An 18,315-nucleotide genomic window follows, 5' to 3' on the forward strand; every position below is an offset into this window, starting at 1 on the left:
CAGCCTTGGCTGCATCGCCGTGAATCGATGACGATGCAAGGGAAGTGCTTACTTGACTTCGACAGTCGCGCCAGCAGCTTCCAGGTCCTTCTTCATCTTCTCGGCTTCGTCCTTCGAAGCGTTGTCCTTCAGGACGCCGCCGGCTTCGGCCAGGTCCTTCGCTTCCTTCAGGCCCAGGCCGGTGATGGCGCGGACGGCCTTGATGACTTCGACCTTCTTGTCGCCAGCGGTCTTCAGGGTGACGACGAATTCGGTCTGCTCTTCAACGACGGCAGCCGGGCCAGCCACAGCGGCGGCGACCGGAGCAGCGGCGGAGACGCCGAACTTCTCTTCGATGGCCTTGACCAGCTCCATCACTTCCATCAGGGACTTCTCGGCGATGGCGTCGACGATCTGTTCGTTGGTAAGGGACATGATAATTACCTTTGGATGATTTTCTGGGATGAGGTTCCGCAAGGAACCACTAAATAGTCGAAACTCAGGCGGTCTCGGCGGCCGGTTCAGCAGCTTCAGCGGCTTCGCCACCGTTCTGCTTGTCACCGATAGCCTTGATGGCGCGGGCGAACATCGTGACCGGTTCGGCCAGGACGCGTGCCAGCATTGCCAGGGCCTGGTCGCGGGTCGGCAGCGATGCCAGAACCTCGACGTGGCTCGCCGGGAACACTTCACCACCGATGGCGACGACCTTAGCCTTCAGCTTGTCGTTGCCCTTGGCGGCTTCCTTGATCAGGCGACCGGCTGCGCCGGGCTCCTCGAGCGAGAACGCGTACAGCAGCGGACCAACCATCTGGTCCTGTGCGACTGCGAACTCGGTGCCTTCAACGGCACGCGAAGCCAGGGTGTTCTTGACAACCTTCAAGAAAACACCGGTTTCACGAGCCTGCTTGCGCATCGCGGTCATCTGGGCGACCGTGGTGCCAGCGTATTCGGCTGCGATCAAGGAGTGGGCCTTGGCGGCGACGTCTGCCAGCTCGGCGACTACTTCTTGCTTCTGGGACAGATTGAGAGCCATTGCACTCCTCCAATTGAACTCCGCTTACGGCTCCTGCCGTGTGCGGTCCTGTGCGGCATCCGTCCTGGACGCCGGGAACATCGGAATGATGTTCCGGGGGTGGGCCGTTCCAGACCTGGAGTGCAATCGGGGAAGATCCCAGACGTGCGTGAACCAGAAAAACTCCAGAAGGGCACCATCTACGCAGGTTGATTCCGAAGAATCGATTAAGCGGTCATTGCTGCTCCGGCGGCGACTCCCTGCCATATCGAGCTTCCGTGCCCGTCGCCGGTATTGCCACGACCGCGCCTGCGGTCTTTGACGGCTACCACCAGCGATGTACGGCTGGCGATGCCTTCAAATGTCACGGTCACGGTGCCCGAGGGTACCGTGACCGCTTGAAACAATTACTTCAGGGTCAGCGACGACTGGTCGACGGTGACGCCCGGGCCCATCGTCGAGCTGACCGAAACCTTCTGCAGGTAGGTGCCCTTCGAGGTGGCCGGCTTGGCCTTGATCAGGTCCACCAGCAGCGCGGTCAGGTTCGACTTCAGCGCGTCTTCGGCGAAGTCGGCCTTGCCGATGGTGCAGTGGATGATACCGGCCTTGTCGGTGCGGTAACGGACCTGGCCCGACTTGGCGTTCTTCACGGCTTCACCCGGGTTCGGGGAAACGGTGCCGACCTTCGGGTTCGGCATCAGGCCGCGCGGGCCCAGCACGGTGCCCAGCTTACCGACGACGCGCATCGCGTCCGGGGTCGCGATGACGACGTCGTAGTTCAGATCGCCGGCCTGCATCTTCTCGGCCAGGTCGTCCATACCGACGGCTTCGGCGCCAGCGGCCAGGGCTTCGTCAGCCTTGGCACCGGCCGGAGCGAAGACAGCGACGCGGACCGACTTGCCGGTACCCGCCGGCAGCACGGTGGAGCCACGGACCTGCTGGTCGGACTTCTTCGCATCAACGCCCAGGCGCACAGCAACGTCGATCGACTCGACGAACTTGGCCTTGGTGGCGGTCTTCAGGATGTTGATCGCGTCTTCGAAGGCGTACGACTTGCCCGGGACAACGGCGGCCTTGATGGCCTTTTCGCGCTTGTTCTGTGCCATCTGATTAACCCTCCACCACGAGGCCCATGGAACGGGCAGAGCCAGCGATGGTACGCACGGCGGCGTCCAGATCGGCGGCAGTCAGATCCGGTTCCTTCGCCTTGGCGATCTCTTCCAGCTGCTTACGGGTGACCTTGCCGACCTTCTCGGTGTTCGGGCGCTTGGAGCCCGACGAGATGCCAGCGGCCTTCTTCAGCAGGGTGGTGGCCGGGGTGCTCTTGGTGATGAAGGTGAACGTACGGTCCGAGTAGGCCGTGATGATCACCGGAACCGGCAGACCCGGCTCGAGCTTCTGCGTGGCAGCGTTGAACGCCTTGCAGAATTCCATGATGTTCAGGCCGCGCTGACCCAGCGCAGGACCGACCGGCGGCGAGGGGTTGGCCTGACCGGCCTTCACCTGCAGCTTGATGTAACCGACAACTTTCTTTGCCATGAGTATGCTCTCCGGGTGCTAGCGCCTTGCGACAACAGGCTCCCCATCGGACCGGGAATCACGCGTCCCGGCATCGCGTTTTGAAATCATGCTGAAGGCCACCTTGCGGCGGCCTCATCCTGCTGGCTTCCCAGCGGGGAGCCGCGCACTATAACAGGTTTTTTCTTCACATGCCTGAAGCGGCACGTAAACGAATGAAACCGGGCTGTGCCCGGTTCCTGGTTCCGTAGAGTCGAGCTTGCTCGACTGATCTGCAAAGTCGAGCAAGCTCGACTCTACCGACAGGTCAGACGGCCTTTTCGACCTGGCCGAACTCGAGCTCGACCGGGGTGGCACGACCGAAGATCAGCACCGAGACGCGCAGACGGCTCTTCTCGTAGTTGACTTCTTCGACGACGCCATTGAAATCGTTGAACGGGCCGTCGGTGACGCGGACCATCTGGCCCGGCTCGAACAGCACCTTCGGACGCGGCTTCTCGACACCTTCCTGAACGCGGTTCAGGATGGCCTCGGCCTCGGAATCGGCGATCGGCAGCGGGCGATCGGCGGTGCCGCCGATGAAGCCCATGACGCGCGGGGTTTCCTTGACCAGGTGCCAGCTTTCGTTGTCGATGCGCGGGATGCCGGCCTCTTCGTGGGTCTCGATCTGGACCAGCACGTAACCCGGGAAGAACTTGCGCTCCGAACGGCGCTTCTGGCCAGCGCGCATCTCGACCACTTCTTCGGTCGGGACCAGGACATCGCCGAAGCGCTCTTCCATGCCGTCACGGGCGATGCGATCACGCAGGGCCTGCGCAACCGACTTCTCGAAGCCCGAATAGGCGTGAACGACGTACCAACGCTTCATGCAAATCTCCTTAGCGGGTCAGGAACAGCTGGACCAGCCGCTGAATGACGTAATCGAATCCACCCAGCAGCAGGCTGAGGATGATCACCACAACCATCACGACCCAGGTCATGCGGGTGGCTTCCTGGCGCGTCGGCCAGACCACCTTGCGCAGCTCGAAGCGCGACTCGGAGAGGAATTCGCGGGTATCACGACCCTTGCCGGTCAGCAGGAACACGCCGATACCACCGGCCAGACCCACGACAACGGCCAACGCACGCAGCTGACCCGTCCACGCGCCCAGCTGGGCAGCGCGACCGGAGTCAGCGGAGAACCAGAACCAGACGAACAGACCAGCCAGCACCAGCAGGGTGGCGAGGGCGTACTTGACGATATCCCCACCCTGGGTGGAGGTGTCCTTGGAGTGTTCGATCTTGCTATTCATCAGGCTATGTCTGCTTTAGCGGCCGAACCGCTGGATAAGGTGGGCAGATGGCACGCCAGGAGGGACTCGAACCCCCAACCTGCGGTTTTGGAGACCGCTGCTCTGCCAATTGAGCTACTGGCGTACAGATTGAAACTTGCCTTCCCTTAGACGGCGAAGGCGGACCGAGGTTCCCGGCCCGCCACTCGCGCGACCGGCAGCGCTATGCAACCGCCGGCTTTGCAGGCTTACTCGATGATGGTGGAGACCACACCGGCGCCGACAGTACGGCCACCTTCGCGGATTGCGAAGCGCAGGCCGGCGTCCATGGCGACCGGGTTGATCAGGGTGACAACCATCTTGATGTTGTCGCCCGGCATCACCATCTCGACACCTTCCGGCAGCTCAACCGCACCGGTGATGTCGGTGGTACGGAAGTAGAACTGCGGACGGTAGCCCTTGAAGAACGGGGTGTGACGGCCGCCTTCGTCCTTCGACAGCACGTAGACTTCGGCGTCGAACTTGGTGTGCGGCTTGATCGAACCCGGCTTGGCCAGGACCTGGCCACGCTCGACGTCGTCACGCTTGGTGCCGCGCAGCAGCAGACCGGCGTTGTCGCCTGCCTGGCCCTGGTCCAGCAGCTTGCGGAACATTTCGACGCCGGTCACGGTGGTCTTCTGAACCGGACGGATGCCGACGATTTCGATTTCTTCGCCGACCTTGATCACGCCGCGCTCGATACGACCGGTCACCACGGTGCCGCGGCCCGAGATCGAGAACACGTCTTCCACCGGCATCAGGAACGGCTTGTCGACGTCACGCTCCGGGGTCGGGATCCAGCTGTCGAGAGCATCGACCAGCTTGATCACGGCCGGCACGCCGATGTCGCTCTGGTCGCCTTCCAGCGCCAGGCGGGCCGAACCCGAGATGATCGGGGTGTCGTCGCCCGGGAAGTCGTACTTGCTCAGCAGCTCGCGGACTTCCATTTCGACCAGTTCCAGCAGCTCGGCATCGTCAACCATGTCGGCCTTGTTCAGGAACACGACGATGTACGGCACGCCGACCTGACGCGACAGCAGGATGTGCTCGCGGGTCTGCGGCATCGGGCCGTCAGCGGCCGAGCACACCAGGATCGCGCCGTCCATCTGGGCGGCACCGGTGATCATGTTCTTGACGTAGTCAGCGTGGCCCGGGCAATCGACGTGGGCGTAGTGACGGGTGGTGGATTCGTATTCGACGTGCGCGGTCGAGATCGTGATACCACGAGCCTTCTCTTCCGGAGCGGCGTCAATGGCCGAGTAGTCCTTGAACTCGCCGCCGAAACGCTCGGCACCGATCTTGGTCAGTGCGGCGGTCAGCGTGGTCTTGCCGTGGTCGACGTGACCGATGGTGCCGACGTTGACGTGCGGCTTGGTGCGCTCGAACTTACCCTTGGCCATGGCTGCTTATCTCGAATTCGTCTGGTGTGGTGCTTAAGATGGTGCTCACAAAAGGAATCGAACCTTCGACCTCTTCCTTACCAAGGAAGTGCTCTACCGACTGAGCTATGTGAGCGAGTTTTGCATTATGGCATGAACTCGATAATATTCAAAGTTCATTCAATGGAGCGGGAGACGGGAATCGAACCCGCACCATCAGCTTGGAAGGCTGAGGTTCTACCATTGAACTACTCCCGCACCGGGAATGTGCCACAACGTGAATCTGGTGGAGGGAGGTGGATTCGAACCACCGAAGGCGTAAGCCAGCAGATTTACAGTCTGCCCCCGTTGGCCGCTTGGGTATCCCTCCTTACCACCCCATGCCGTTGCCGCCGAAGCGTTGCGGTGTGTGGTGGTGAGCCGCTTATTCTGCTGATGGGACGGGGGGCTGTCAACGCTTTTTTCCATTTTTTTCACACGTTGTCGCAAACCCATTGATACGCAACGTTATTGCCCTGGCAGCACCAGGGTCTCGTTGGCGAAAATTGCGACATGAGGCACTCCGTCGGCGCCGATCCAGCCCCGATACATGCCCTGCGTGTTGAACGGCGTGGCTGCTTTTCCGTCTGCGGAAAGCACGATCGCCCCACCGTCGCCCCCCATCTTCGGGATGGTGTCGTTGATGACGCCCTTGCCAGCCTGCTCCGGCGTCTGCCCCTGGTAGCGCATGCGCGCGCAGATCTCGTGCGCGGCCGCAGTGCGGATGTAGTACTCGCCCCAACCGGTGCCCGACACCGCGCAACGCGCATCGGCCCAGGTGCCGGCACCGATGATCGGCGAATCACCCACGCGCCCGTAGCGCTTGTTGGTCATGCCGCCGGTGGACGTGCCGGCCGCAAGATGGCCCTGCGCATCCAGTGCGACCGCACCGACGGTACCGAAGTGCTTTGCCGTCTCCAGATCGGCATGGGCCTGGCCGCTGGCCTCTTCCTTCAGTGCGCGCTGCAGCTGCTGCCAGCGCTTGTCGGTGCGGAAGTACGAGGGATCGACCAGGCTGACACCCTGCTCCACCGCGAATGCCTCGGCGCCCTGCCCGACCATCATCACGTGCGGCGATTTCTGCATGACCCGCTGCGCCAGCTGGATCGGGTTGCGTACGCGCTGCACGCCGGCCACCGCGCCGGCCGCCTGGGTGGCGCCATCCATCAGCGCGGCATCCAGTTCGTTGCGGCCGTCATGGGTGAATACCGCACCCTTGCCGGCATTGAAGGTCGGATCGTCCTCGAGCACGGTGATCGCCGCAGTGACCGCCGCCAGCGCCGGACGACCCGCCGCCAGTTCCGCATGCCCCTTCAGCAGCGCCGCCTTCAACGCCGCGCGCGCAGCCTTCTCCTCGGCCGGCGACAGATCCTTGCGCTCGACCCCCGCCCCGCCATGGATGACCAGCAGCGGTGAAGTAGACGGCGCTCCCTGCGCGAGCAGGGGCAGGGACAGCAGGGCGGACAGCGCCAGGCGCAGTTTCATCGGGTACGTCTCCAGGAAGGTTCAGGAAATGGGCACTGCTGGTAGTGCCGGCCGCTGGCCGGCAGCGCCTTGCCAATGGTGCATGCAGGGGAGGTGCCGGCCAGCGGCCGGCACTACCGGCGGATGACTTCGATCTGGCCGTCGGTGATGTCGGCCATGGCCTGGTAGTCGACGTCGGCCTGGAAGTCATCCAGGCGCAGGCGGCCACCACTGGCGACCACGGTTACCGGCACCGCGTGGAACTGCAGCGGCTCGCCCTCCACCAGGCGGTCGGCGTCGCGGCCGGGACTGACCACCCAGACCTTGCCTTCGCCATCGGCGCTGTAGACCTGGGCCTGGCCGTCGGGCTCCACGCACAGGGCCGTGTCCTCGTCCACACCGATGCCGACCATGTCCGGATCACCACTCTCGCGGGCGGCGCGGGCAACGAACACGATCAGGCGGCCGAGGCGGTCGCGCTTGTCGAAGTGGGTGTCGGTGACCACGCGCTGCAGGTAGGGCATGTGCAGGAAGCCGCTGTCGAGGGTCACCGCGCTGCCCATCGGGTCGGCCAGCGCGCCGGCCGAGGTGATGCTGCCGCCGTCCAGCGCGCCATAGGCATAGCCGCCGAGGATCGCCAGGCCGGCACTGGTGCCGGCAATCGGCTTGCCGGCCCGCACGTGCGCATTGAGGGCACGATTGAGCGCCGTGCCCTTCCAGAAGCGGATGTAGCGCGACTGGTCGCCGCCGGCGATGAAGATGGCATCGGCGGCGGCCACCACGCGCAGCACCGCCGGATCGTCGGCACCGCGGCGGTTGTCGAACACCAGGGTCTGCACGGCGGTGGTACCGCCGATGTCGCGGTACAGGCGCTCCTGCAGTTCGTCGCGGCCCGATGCGCGCAGGATCAGCACGCGGCCGTTGCCGGCCTGGCGCAGCCACCACTGGAAGGCTTCGGGTACCCACTCACCGCCCCCCATCAGCATCATCGCCGGCGCGCGCGGGCCGGGCCGGGGTGCATCCAGGTCGCCAATCTCGTAATAATCGAAGCCGGGGGACTGCAGGTCGCGGGGGTCCTGCGCTGATGCCAGCGGGGCCATCAGGGCCAGCACCATCCCCAGCAAGAGGCTTGAGCAGATGCGGCGGACAAGGGCGCTCATGGTTGATCTCCCTGAACAGAATCGGCTTGCAATCGTTTTCACTCTTTGCCAGATGAAAGACCTGTAGTCAAGAGCGTAAAAAAGGCGTTAAATGCGCGCGCCCATTCCGGATTGTGAATGGGGGACAGGGCCCCTCCTCTGCGGGCCGGCTTCATTCCCGAGATATTTCTCATGCGTAGACAGGCGATGGCGTGGTCGATCCAGCTGGCGTTGATGGGTGTTGCTGCCTCGGCAGCGGCCCAGAGCCCCGGCTCCTCTTCGGTGCAGCAACTTGATGCAGTCCAGGTAACCGGTTCGCGCATCCCGCGCGCGCAGGTGGAAGGCCCGGCACCGATCACGGTGATCAATGCCGAGGAGATCCGCTCCAGCGGCTTCACCACGGTGCCTGACGTGCTGCGTGCGATGACCCAGAACGGCGGCGAGACCCAGAGCCAGCAGTCCTCCAGCGGCGCCGACTTCTCGCCGGGCGCACAGCAGGTCGACCTGCGCGGGCTGGGCCCGAACCACACCCTGGTGCTGGTCAACGGCCGCCGCATCGCCGATTTCCCGATGCCCTTCCAGGGCCGCAGCAACTTCACCGACGTGTCCAACATCCCGCTGGGCATGATCGACCGCATCGAAGTGCTGACCGGCAGCGCGTCGGCCATCTACGGCTCGGATGCGATCGCTGGCGTGGTCAACTTCATCCTGAAGAAGAAGGCCGACGGCACCACGGTCGACGTGCGCATGGGCACCACCAGCGAAGGCGGCGGCGAGTCGTTCGACATGAGCCTGTCCAGCGGCTTCAGCAAGGGCAACTTCAATGCGGTCTACAGCGTGGAGCTGCAGTCGCAGACGCCGCTGTGGGCCTATGAGCGCGACATCCAGGATTCGACCCAGGACGGGCCGACCGAAGGCTCGCGCATCGCGCGCCGCGCCTACCTGCGTACCGACTACAACGATGACTACCTGGACCCGGGCGCGGCCACCTGCGAAGCGCTGGCCGGGCAGAACCAGGGCAGCACCTACCATGCCTTCCGCCCGCGCTATGGCTACTACTGCGGCAGTGATGCGTCGATCGGCTACGGCACCATCCTCAGCAAGCGCCGCGGTGCCAACGGCTACGCCTCGCTGAGCTATGACTTCGACAACGGCCAGCAGTGGTTTGCCGACGTGCAGATGGGCTACCACACGCTGGCGCTGATGCGCGACGTCACCTCGTGGGGACGCATGGCGGCCGATGGCGACGAGTCGGGCTACTTCAACAACGAGGCCACCGACGAGATCGAATTCTGGCAGCGCCAGTTCTCGCCCGAGGAAATGGGTGGCCTGCGCAACGCCATGGTGCGCAGCACGCAGAAGACCTTCAGCGTGACCACCGGCTTCAAGGGCAACCTGGCGGGCAACTGGGACTACGAAGCGGCGCTGAGCCATTCGCAGTACCAGTCGCGGATCAGCTGGCCGCAGATCATTGCCGCCAAGGCCAACGACCTGTTCCTGGGCCCGCAGCTGGGCGAGGACGATGATGGCTTCCCGATCTACAACGCCGCCCCCTCGCGCCTGTACCGGCCGCTGACCCGCGCCGAATACGAGTCGATCGCCGCGCGCACGACCTACACGCCGAAATCGCGCACCGAGACGGCCGCCCTCACCCTGACCAACGGCTCGCTGTTCGCGCTGCCTGGCGGCGACGCCGGTTTCGCCGCGACGGTGGAAGTGGGCCAGCAGGCCTATGCACTGAATCCCGACCCGCTGGCGACCGAGTACTACTACTACAGCTGGAAGGATTCGGACGGCAAGGGTTCGCGCAACCGCTGGGCGACCGCCGCCGAGCTGCGCCTGCCGCTGCACGACACGCTGAGCCTGAGCGTGGCTGGCCGCTACGACCAGTACCGCTACTCGGGCCACACCATCGGCAAGGCGACCTGGAGCGGCGGCCTGGAATGGCGCCCCGTGGACAGCCTGCTGGTGCGCGGTTCCTACGGCACCGCCTTCCGCGCGCCGGACCTGCACTACGTGTTCGCCGGCCCGGGCAACGACGAGACCACGGCAGAAGATCTGTACAGCTGCCGTGCCGACGACGCCGATGACTGCTCCGACTACGAGCGCAACGTGATCCGCAGCCGCAGCGGCAACCGCGAACTCGACCCGGAGACCAGCACCTCGTGGAGCGCAGGCTTCGTCTGGTCGCCGGCTGCCGGCCTGGACCTGTCGGTGGACTGGTTCGACATCGACATGCGCAAGCAGGTGCAGGACATGGACGTGCGCACGATCCTGGCCAGCGAAGCGAACTGCCGCCTGGGCGACGCCGACATCACCTCGCCCACCTGCGTGGACGCGCTGGCGCGGGTGACCCGCACTGCCGACGGCCGCCTGTACGGCGTGTACGTGAACCCGATCAACGTGGCACGCGAGTCGACCTCGGGCATCGACGTGGGCCTGCGCTACCGCCTGCAGACCGGCGCCGGCGACTTCATCTTCAACGGCACCCATACCTGGGTGAAGAAGCATGATTTCCAGCGCTACCCGGGTGACCCCATCGAAGACCAGTTCGCGGTGAACAGCGGCTTCGACATCCCGCGCACCAAGACCAGCGTCAGCGTGACCTGGGAGAAGGACGCGTGGTCGGCGACCGTGTACGGCTCGCGCCTGGGCAAGCTGCCGAACTCGGACAGCTACGACCAGGTGTTCGACGAGGACAGCGGCGACAGCCCGTACATCAAGGCGACCTACCGCTACAACGCCTCGGTGCAGTACCGCTTCGACGACCACTCGCGCCTGTCGCTGTCGGTGGTCAACGTGTTCAACAAGATGCCGCCGAAGGACGCCACGTATACGGCCTACCCGTACTACGACGTGTCCTGGTTCGACAGCGTGGGCCGCACGATCAACCTGCAGTACACCCACAAGTTCGGCGGCAGCGCGCTGTAAGCGCGGTTTCGCAGGAAGTGGACGACGAGGCCCGCCATTGGCGGGCCTCGTTGTTTATGCACACCGCACGTGGAAAGCGATGGGAACTTGGTGTGGACAAGTGGCCGCGAGCATTGCACCACAGGCGTTTCCAGGCGTGGTGATTTTTTGTCCACGTCCCCGGTTGTTTTCCACACGGCACGTGGAAAGCGATGGGAACTTGATGTGGACAAGTGGGTGCGAGCGTTATGCCGCAGGCGTTTCCCAGCGTGGTGAAATTTTGTCCACGCCGCGCGGGCCAGCTTCTGTAGAGCCGAGCCCATGCTCGGCTCCTGCTGCCATCAGCCGAGCATGGGCTCGGCTCTACAGTGGCAGGCTGGGTTTTCCACACCCCGCGTGGAAAGCGGTGGGGGTTTGGTGTGGACAAGTGCGTGCGAGCCTTGCACCGCAGGCGTTCCGAAGCGTGGTCATTTTTTGTCCAGCGCAGAAACCGATGCCGGAAACGCGAACGCCCCGCTCGAGGCGGGGCGTCCGGGGTCGATCCGTTGGCGCTGGATCAGACGTTGAAGCGGAAGTGCAGCACGTCGCCTTCCTGCACGCGGTATTCCTTGCCTTCCAGGCGCAGGCGACCGGCTTCCTTGGCACCTGCTTCGCCCTTGTACTTGATGAAGTCGTCATACGCGATGGTTTCGGCGCGGATGAAGCCCTTCTCGAAGTCGGTGTGGATGACCGCGGCGGCCTGCGGGGCGGTGGCGCCCTTGCGCACGGTCCACGCACGGACTTCCTTCACGCCAGCGGTGAAGTAGGTCTGCAGGCCCAGCAGGCTGTAGGCCGCGTTGATCACGCGGTTCAGGCCCGGCTCGCTCAGGCCCAGGTCGGCCAGGAAGGTGTCGCGGTCTTCGTCGTCGAGCTGGGACAGCTCTTCTTCGATCGCGGCCGACACCGGCACCACCTGCGCGCCTTCGGCGGCGGCGTGGGCGCGCACGGCGTCCAGGTGCGGGTTGTTCTCGAAGCCGTCTTCCAGCACGTTGGCGATGTACATCACCGGCTTCAGGGTCAGCAGGAACAGGTCACGGACCAGCGCCTTCTCTTCCTCGTCCAGGCCAACCGAACGACCGGACTTGCCGTCGGCCAGGGCCGCCTGCAGCTTGGCCAGCACCGGCTTGCGCGCGGCCGCTTCCTTGTCGCCACCCTTGGCGGCGCGCTCGGCGCGGTTCAGGGCCTTCTCGACGCTGTCCAGGTCGGCCAGGGCCAGCTCGGTATCGATGGTTTCGATGTCCGAGATCGGGTCGACCTTGTTGTTGACGTGGATGACGTCGGCGTTCTCGAAGCACCGCACCACGTGGGTGATCGCATCGACTTCGCGGATGTGCGCCAGGAACTTGTTGCCCAGGCCTTCGCCGCTGGCCGCACCGGCCACCAGGCCGGCGATGTCGACGAACTCCACCGCGGTCGGGATGACCTTCTGCGGGTTGATGATCGCCGCCAGCTCACCCAGGCGCGGGTCCGGCACCGGCACGATGCCGACGTTCGGTTCGATGGTGCAGAACGGGAAGTTCGCCGCGGCGATGCCCGCCTTGGTCAGCGCGTTGAACAGGGTCGACTTGCCGACGTTGGGCAGGCCGACGATGCCGCATTTGATACCCATGGTGACAGCTCTCTGGGGTGAAAGTGATTGGGGAAACAGCGGCGTGGCCGCCGTTTTTCCAATCATTCTCCGTACCGACCATCGGTCGGTACCTACCGGCCTGGCCGACCATCGGTCGGTACCTACCGGCCTGGCCGACCAACGGTCGGTACCTACCGGTTATTTCGGGGTGTGCAGCCGCTTCATTGCTTCGTTGAAATCGCCCTGTACTGCCAGCGGCAGCACGTCGATGGCATCGTCGATGGCGCGTGCGATGAGCACGTCATCGTCCTTGGAGGGACGACCGAGCACCCAGCCCACCACGCGGTCCTTGTGGCCGGGATGGCCGATGCCTACGCGCAGGCGATGGAACTTGCCGTGGCCGAGCAGGCGCATGGTGTCACGCAAGCCGTTCTGGCCGCCGTGGCCGCCGTCGAACTTCAGCCGTACCGCACCGGGCGGCAGGTCCAGTTCATCGTGGGCCAGCAGGGTTTCTTCCGGCTCGATCTTCCAGAACCGCTGTGCGGCGGTGACCGACTTGCCGCTGAGGTTCATGAAGGTGGCGGGCTTCAGCAGCCAGACCGTCTGCCCGGCGATCTCGACCTTGGCGGTCTCGCCGAACAGCTTGCTGTCCACGTTCCAGCGTGCACCGGCTTTTTCAGCCAGGGCCTCAACGAAATGAAACCCGGCATTGTGCCGGGTCCGGGCGTGTTCCGATCCGGGATTGCCCAGACCGACGATCAGTCGCAGTCCTGCCATGGTTCCTTCCAGAACGGTGCCTGCCCGGAGGCAGGCACCGCCACTGTATTACTCGGCAGCCGGTGCTTCAGCGTCGGCAGCGTCTTCCTTGCCGTGCTTGGCGGTGACGATGGCGTCGTCGTGGTCCTTGCCCAGCGCCAGGGCCGGGATTTCCACGCCCTTCGGCAGCTTGATGTTGGACAGGTACACCACGTCGCCAGCGTTCAGGCCGCCCAGGTCGACTTCGATCGACTCCGGCAGGTCCTTCGGCAGGCAGCTGATGGTGACTTCCTTCAGTTCGTGGGTGACCACGACGTCGGCAGCCTTGCCAGCCGGCGAGGTGTCTTCGTTGATGAAGTGCAGCGGGACCGAAGCGGTCAGGGCTTCGTTCTCGTTCACGCGCTGGAAGTCCAGGTGCATGATCAGCTGCTTGTACGGGTGGCGCTGCATGTCACGCAGCAGGACCTTCTGCACCTGGCCGTCCAGGTTCAGGTCCAGGATCGAGGCATAGAACCACTCGTTCTGCTGGGCCAGCCAGATTTCGTTGTGGTCCAGGCTGATGGCGACCGGCTCGGCGTTGCCGCCGTACACGATGGCCGGGATCACACCAGCGTGACGCAGGCGGCGGCTCGCACCCTTACGCTGCAGTTCACGCTTGGTGACCTTGATTTCATGGGTCTTCGACATTTTCGACTACTCAGGTTGTTGCCGCGCCTTGCGGCGTGGCGGTTGAAGATGCTTCCGCGACCAGAAGCATCCGGGGTATGCCCCCACCGTTGCCGGCGGGGGCGAAAAACTCAATCGACGTACAGCGAGCTGACCGACTCGCCGAAGGCGATGCGGCGCATCGTTTCGGCCAGCATTTCCGCCACGCTCAGCTGGCGGATCTTGCTGCACACCCGCGCCGCGTCCTTCAGCGGGATGGTGTCGGTCACCACCAGCTCGTCGAGCTGGGAATTGGTGATGTTGTCCACTGCCGGGCCCGACAGCACCGCGTGGGTGCAGTAGGCGGCGACCTTGAGCGCACCGCGCGCCTTGAGGGCAGCGGCAGCGGCGCACAGGGTGCCGGCGGTATCGACAATGTCATCGACCATGACGCAGGTCTTGCCTTCGACGTCACCGATGATGTTCATCACGGTGGAGACGTTGGCGCGCGGGCGGCGCTTGTCGATGATCGCCAGGTCGGCGTCATCCAGGCGCTTGGCCACCGCACGGGCGCGGACCACGCCACCCACGTCCGGCGAGACGACGATCAGGTTCTCGGTGCCGTAGGCGCGCCAGATGTCGGCCAGCAGCAGCGGGGACGCATACACGTTGTCCACCGGGATATCGAAGAAGCCCTGGATCTGGTCGGCGTGCAGGTCGACGGTCAGCACGCGATCAGCGCCAGCGGTGCTGAACATCTTGGCCGCCAGCTTGGCGGTGATCGGCACGCGCGAGGAACGCATGCGGCGATCCTGTCGCGAGTAGCCGAAGTACGGCACCACGGCGGTCACGCTGGCCACCGATGCGCGCTTGAGCGCGTCGATCAGCACCAGCAGTTCCATCAGGTTCTCCGCGCTCGGCGCCGAGGTCGGCTGGATCACGAAGACGTCCTGCTTGCGGACGTTCTCTTCGATCTCGACCTGCACTTCACCGTCGGAGAAGTGCGAGACCAGCGCCTTGCCCGGACGGACTCCCAGTTCCTTGCAGATGTTCTGCGCCAGACGTTTGTTGGCGTTGCCGGAAAAGACCAGCAGGTTCGGGGACTCTTGCATCATGATTGTCTCGGGCGGGGACGAGTGGCGGGGATCCGGTAGCGGCAAGGACCGCTGCGGCCCCTGCTGCTTACAACACCGCGACTGTTTCCACGTCCCGCGCAGTGATGCGCTGGATGGCGCGGACGCAGCCGCATTGGCAGGGGCGGGAGGATTCGAACCTCCGAATGCCAGGATCAAAACCTGGTGCCTTGGGCCTCTTGGCGACGCCCCTGCATTGATGAATCAGTGTTGCTCGAGTGCATCCAGCAGTGGCGAACGTGCAACGCCCGCGGCCACCCTTGCCCGCAACTCCTTCGGCAATTCCGCTCGCCCCTGCTCTGCGGCAGCCTGCGAATCGAACTCGACGAAACAACCACTTCCGGACCCGGTCAAACGCGCCTGGCCTATGCTGCTCAACGCGGCAAGCACCGCCTCTACGGCAGGCTCGCGACGGCGCAGCACCGGCTCGAACACGTTTCCGACCAGAGCGCCGGAAGCGAAGTCGCCTATTTTCGCCTTTGGGCAGTCGCGCGTCAAATCCGGGTCAGCGAACAGGGCCGGGGTCGGCACATGAACGCCCGGCTCGACGATGACGTACCAGGCCGGCGCCAGCGTGACCGGCTGCAGCCGCTCGCCCACGCCCTCGGCCCAGGCGTTGTGGCCGCGCACGAAGACCGGCACGTCGGCGCCCAGGCGCAGGCCCAGCGCCGCCAGCGCGTCCTCGTCCAGGCCGGCCTGCCAGAGCCGGTTCAGGACCACCAGTACGGTGGCAGCGTCGGACGAGCCCCCACCGAAGCCCCCACCGGCCGGAACGCGTTTTTCAACGATGATGTCAGCACCTTGGCCGACATTGGCAACGCTTTTAAGAAGCACAGCCGCACGCACAGCGAGGTCGTCGGCTTCGGCAACGCCAGCCAGGCCGTTGCCCTGCCGCCGCACCTGGCCATCGGCGCGCAGGCGCAGGCCGATCCGGTCGCCCCAGTCCAGCAGGCGGAACACGGTCTGCAGCTCGTGGTAGCCATCGGCGCGACGGCCGGTGATGTGCAGGAACAGGTTCAGCTTGGCCGGGGCCGGCCACCAGGACCAGCCATCGGCGTCAATCTGCGCGGTCATGGCGCGTCGGCGCCCCACTGGTCGACCAGCAGGCGCACCTTGGCGTCCTCGCGGCTGGCCTCGATCCGCCGCGGCAGTGCCGGGCTTCCTTCCTGCGCCGGGTACCAGTCCAGGTACTGGATCAGCCAGCCGGCCTGCTGCATGCGCCGCGGACGGCCCTCGGCATCCCGCTCCACGCTGCTTTCGCCGGACCCGCGCAGCACCAGGCCACGGGTCCAGTCGGACAGTTCATTGACCGGGATATCCCAACCGGTGGCATCGAGCAGCAGCTGGCGCGCGTCATCGCCGGCGCGGGGGCCATCGCCCAGCCCGTCCAGGCGCGCCCCGCCCTGCACCGAATCCCCCTGCAGGGTCCAGCTCTGGCGGGTGACCGGCGCACTCAGCTGGATGCGGTACTCGCTGCCCTGCTGGACCCAGTCGATGCGGCCGCTGCCCCCGTTCTTTCCTTTGCTGACCGCGACGCGGCCCTGGAAGCTGTAATCGGGCTGGGCGCGCAGGGCCTGCACGCGGGCTTCCTCGGCGCGCTCGGCGGCCGGCGACACGGTGTAGACCACGTCCGGGGCCGGCGTCTTCTGCGTGCCCACGCTGGTACAGGCGCTCACCGCCAGGGTCACGGCCACCAGCAGCAGCGGCCGGATCATGGAAACACTCATGGATTGAATTTCTCGCGGGCGCGCAGCAGCGCGCGGTTTTCAGGGTCGAGCTTGGCCGCCTCCTCGAAGAAGTGGCGGGCCTCGTCGTGCTTGCCGAGCACCCACAGCACCTCGCCCACGTGGGCGGCGATCTCCGGGTCGCGGGACAGGGTCCAGGCCCGGCGCAGCTGCACCAGGGCTTCCTCGTTGCGGCCCAGGCGATACAGCACCCAGCCGTAGCTGTCGACGATGGCCGGGTTGTCCGGCTCGGCCACCCGCGCGCGGTCGATCAGTTCCAGGGCTTCCTGGTAGCGCTTGGTGCGGTCGGCCAGGGTGTAGCCCAGGGCGTTCAGCGCCGGCACGTTCTCCGGGTCGGTCACCAGCACCTTGCGCAGGTCGGCCTCGGCGCGGGCGATGTCGTCCCGGCGTTCCCAGGCCAGTGCACGGGCGTACAGCAGGGCGTTCTCGTCCGGGTAGGCAGCCAGGCCCCGGGCCAGCGCATCCAGTTCGCCGGGCAGGTCATTGGCACGCTGGCGCAGCTCGGCTTCCAGCAGGTAGGCGTCGCGGCGCACGTCGTCATCCACGCTGGCATCGGACTGGATGGCGTGCACCTCGTCCAGCGCCAGCGACTGGCGGCCGGCCAGGCCCTGCGCATTGGCCGCGCGCAGGCGCGCCTCGCTCAGTTCGTCGCCGCCGGGAACGCTGTGGTACCAGTTGACCGCCTCGGGGTAGCGCTTGAGGTACTCGGCAATCTTGCCCAGCAGCAGGCGCTGCGCCGGATCAGGCTTGGCGGCCTGGCGCGACAGCTCGTTGTAGAGGCCCGACAGCGCCGCCGTGTCACCCTGCTTGGCCAGCAGCGAGGCACGCATGCCCCAGGTCTGCACGTTCTGCGGGCCCACGGCCAGCACCCGCTCGGCGGCGGCCGGCTGGCCCAGGCTGTCATAGGCGATGGCCACGGCGTTGCGCAGCTCAGGGTCCTGCCGGGTCTTCGGCTCAACGCCCTGCAACAGGGCCAGCGCCTGCGCGGTCTGACCGGCCTGCTGCAACTGGCTGGCGCGCAGCAGGGCCACCCGCGGCTCGTCCGGGAAGCGCTTGACCACTTCGTCGATCATGCGCCGGGCCAGCTCGGGCTTTTCCATGCGCAGGGCCAGCCGGCCGAATTCCTGCCAGGCTTCGATCTTCGGCGGAATGGCGTTGGCATCGACCAGTTCGCCCAGCACCTGCGCCGGCACGGCCGGGTCGCGGCCACCGCCGATCAAGGCGGCCAGCGCGAACTTCCAGGCCGTTTCGTCAGGGTCGGCCAGCAGCACCTGCAGTTCGGTCCGCGCGGCCTTCACGTTGCCCTGGCGCATCGCCAGTGCACCGGCGGCGCTGCGCATGGACAGCGAGCTGGGGGCGCGCTTCTCCCACAGGGCCAGGCCCTTGACGGCGCTGGCGTCATCGTTGGCCAGCATGGAGATGCGGGTGGCCCGTTCGGCCAACCCGGCATCGCCGGCGGTCTGCTCGGCCGCCTGCAGGTACCAGTGCGCGGCATCGGCCAGCTTGCCGGCCTGCAGGGCGAATTCACCGGCCATCACCGGTTCCAGGGCCAGTTCTTCGCTGGCCGGGACCCGCGCAGGGGCCTTGGCCGGCGCCGCCGCCAGCACCTGGCTGCAGGCCAGGGACAGCAGCAGAACACTGGGGATGCGAATCAATGCGGGCATCGTCGGCATCGGG

Annotated in this window: 17 protein-coding genes and 5 tRNA genes; 1 reads left to right on the forward strand and 21 read right to left on the reverse strand. The window is 65.6% G+C overall.

The window, feature by feature from the left end:
* Positions 1 to 48 precede the first annotated feature (48 nt).
* The 13 genes from rplL to QMZ26_RS13770 all read right to left on the reverse strand — a co-directional run bounded on the left by rplL (position 49) and on the right by QMZ26_RS13770 (position 7,816).
* Positions 49 to 414: a 50S ribosomal protein L7/L12 gene (rplL, locus tag QMZ26_RS13710; RefSeq protein WP_025879347.1), complete on the reverse strand. Its 366-nt coding sequence runs from the start codon at positions 412 to 414 to the stop codon at positions 49 to 51.
* A gap of 64 nt (positions 415 to 478) precedes the next feature.
* On the reverse strand, positions 479 to 1,012 hold the full coding sequence (gene rplJ / locus QMZ26_RS13715) for a 50S ribosomal protein L10 (protein WP_079220748.1): 534 nt from the start codon (positions 1,010 to 1,012) through the stop codon (positions 479 to 481).
* 386 nt (positions 1,013 to 1,398) lie between these two features.
* Complete coding sequence (rplA, locus tag QMZ26_RS13720) at positions 1,399 to 2,097, reverse strand: 50S ribosomal protein L1 (RefSeq protein WP_200734418.1); 699 nt, start codon at positions 2,095 to 2,097, stop codon at positions 1,399 to 1,401.
* 4 nt (positions 2,098 to 2,101) lie between these two features.
* The gene (gene rplK, locus QMZ26_RS13725) at positions 2,102 to 2,530 is read right to left on the reverse strand and encodes a 50S ribosomal protein L11 (RefSeq protein ID WP_004145248.1); all 429 of its coding nucleotides are present in this window, start codon (positions 2,528 to 2,530) and stop codon (positions 2,102 to 2,104) included.
* 286 nt (positions 2,531 to 2,816) lie between these two features.
* The gene (gene nusG, locus QMZ26_RS13730; RefSeq protein ID WP_108748649.1) at positions 2,817 to 3,377 is read right to left on the reverse strand and encodes a transcription termination/antitermination protein NusG; all 561 of its coding nucleotides are present in this window, start codon (positions 3,375 to 3,377) and stop codon (positions 2,817 to 2,819) included.
* Positions 3,378 to 3,387: 10 nt separating this feature from the next.
* Positions 3,388 to 3,801, reverse strand: coding sequence for a preprotein translocase subunit SecE (gene secE / locus QMZ26_RS13735; RefSeq protein WP_079220746.1), 414 nt, complete (start codon positions 3,799 to 3,801; stop codon positions 3,388 to 3,390).
* Between the two features lie 48 nt (positions 3,802 to 3,849).
* Positions 3,850 to 3,925, reverse strand: a tRNA-Trp gene (locus QMZ26_RS13740).
* A gap of 103 nt (positions 3,926 to 4,028) precedes the next feature.
* Positions 4,029 to 5,219, reverse strand: coding sequence for an elongation factor Tu (gene tuf / locus QMZ26_RS13745; RefSeq protein ID WP_079220745.1), 1,191 nt, complete (start codon positions 5,217 to 5,219; stop codon positions 4,029 to 4,031).
* Positions 5,220 to 5,258: 39 nt separating this feature from the next.
* Positions 5,259 to 5,334 (reverse strand) — tRNA-Thr (locus tag QMZ26_RS13750).
* Positions 5,335 to 5,382: 48 nt separating this feature from the next.
* Positions 5,383 to 5,456, reverse strand: a tRNA-Gly gene (locus QMZ26_RS13755).
* A 26-nt stretch (positions 5,457 to 5,482) separates the two neighbouring features.
* A tRNA-Tyr gene (locus QMZ26_RS13760) sits at positions 5,483 to 5,568 on the reverse strand.
* A 137-nt stretch (positions 5,569 to 5,705) separates the two neighbouring features.
* Positions 5,706 to 6,722 (reverse strand): isoaspartyl peptidase/L-asparaginase, encoded by a 1,017-nt coding sequence (locus QMZ26_RS13765; protein WP_283221800.1) that lies wholly within the window; start codon positions 6,720 to 6,722, stop codon positions 5,706 to 5,708.
* A 113-nt stretch (positions 6,723 to 6,835) separates the two neighbouring features.
* Positions 6,836 to 7,816 carry a cyanophycinase gene (locus tag QMZ26_RS13770; protein WP_283221832.1) on the reverse strand — a complete coding sequence of 327 codons (981 nt, stop codon included), beginning with the start codon at positions 7,814 to 7,816 and terminating at the stop codon, positions 6,836 to 6,838.
* Positions 7,817 to 8,032: 216 nt separating this feature from the next.
* On the opposite strand from QMZ26_RS13770, the gene QMZ26_RS13775 reads away from it, so the two are divergent.
* Positions 8,033 to 10,771, forward strand: coding sequence for a TonB-dependent receptor (locus tag QMZ26_RS13775; protein WP_283221801.1), 2,739 nt, complete (start codon positions 8,033 to 8,035; stop codon positions 10,769 to 10,771).
* Between the two features lie 535 nt (positions 10,772 to 11,306).
* On the opposite strand, the gene ychF is transcribed toward QMZ26_RS13775, so the two are convergent.
* From ychF to QMZ26_RS13815, 8 genes are all read right to left on the reverse strand, one after another.
* Positions 11,307 to 12,398 (reverse strand): redox-regulated ATPase YchF, encoded by a 1,092-nt coding sequence (gene ychF / locus QMZ26_RS13780; RefSeq protein ID WP_079220741.1) that lies wholly within the window; start codon positions 12,396 to 12,398, stop codon positions 11,307 to 11,309.
* 159 nt (positions 12,399 to 12,557) lie between these two features.
* Complete coding sequence (gene pth, locus QMZ26_RS13785) at positions 12,558 to 13,136, reverse strand: aminoacyl-tRNA hydrolase (RefSeq protein WP_079220740.1); 579 nt, start codon at positions 13,134 to 13,136, stop codon at positions 12,558 to 12,560.
* 48 nt (positions 13,137 to 13,184) lie between these two features.
* Entirely contained in the window at positions 13,185 to 13,802 is a 618-nt protein-coding gene (locus tag QMZ26_RS13790) for a 50S ribosomal protein L25/general stress protein Ctc (RefSeq protein WP_108746017.1), read from the reverse strand.
* Between the two features lie 110 nt (positions 13,803 to 13,912).
* Positions 13,913 to 14,872, reverse strand: coding sequence for a ribose-phosphate diphosphokinase (locus QMZ26_RS13795; RefSeq protein ID WP_025879147.1), 960 nt, complete (start codon positions 14,870 to 14,872; stop codon positions 13,913 to 13,915).
* 137 nt (positions 14,873 to 15,009) lie between these two features.
* Positions 15,010 to 15,086, reverse strand: a tRNA-Gln gene (locus QMZ26_RS13800).
* An 11-nt stretch (positions 15,087 to 15,097) separates the two neighbouring features.
* Complete coding sequence (gene ispE / locus QMZ26_RS13805) at positions 15,098 to 15,967, reverse strand: 4-(cytidine 5'-diphospho)-2-C-methyl-D-erythritol kinase (protein ID WP_283221802.1); 870 nt, start codon at positions 15,965 to 15,967, stop codon at positions 15,098 to 15,100.
* Positions 15,964 to 16,620 (reverse strand): lipoprotein insertase outer membrane protein LolB, encoded by a 657-nt coding sequence (lolB, locus tag QMZ26_RS13810; protein ID WP_200734082.1) that lies wholly within the window; start codon positions 16,618 to 16,620, stop codon positions 15,964 to 15,966. The genes ispE and lolB overlap by 4 nt, the downstream gene beginning before the upstream one ends.
* On the reverse strand, positions 16,617 to 18,302 hold the full coding sequence (locus QMZ26_RS13815; protein WP_283221803.1) for a tetratricopeptide repeat protein: 1,686 nt from the start codon (positions 18,300 to 18,302) through the stop codon (positions 16,617 to 16,619). The genes lolB and QMZ26_RS13815 overlap by 4 nt, the downstream gene beginning before the upstream one ends.
* Positions 18,303 to 18,315 lie beyond the last annotated feature (13 nt).

This window comes from Stenotrophomonas sp. PFBMAA-4 (assembly GCF_030053215.1).
Lineage (GTDB): Bacteria > Pseudomonadota > Gammaproteobacteria > Xanthomonadales > Xanthomonadaceae > Stenotrophomonas.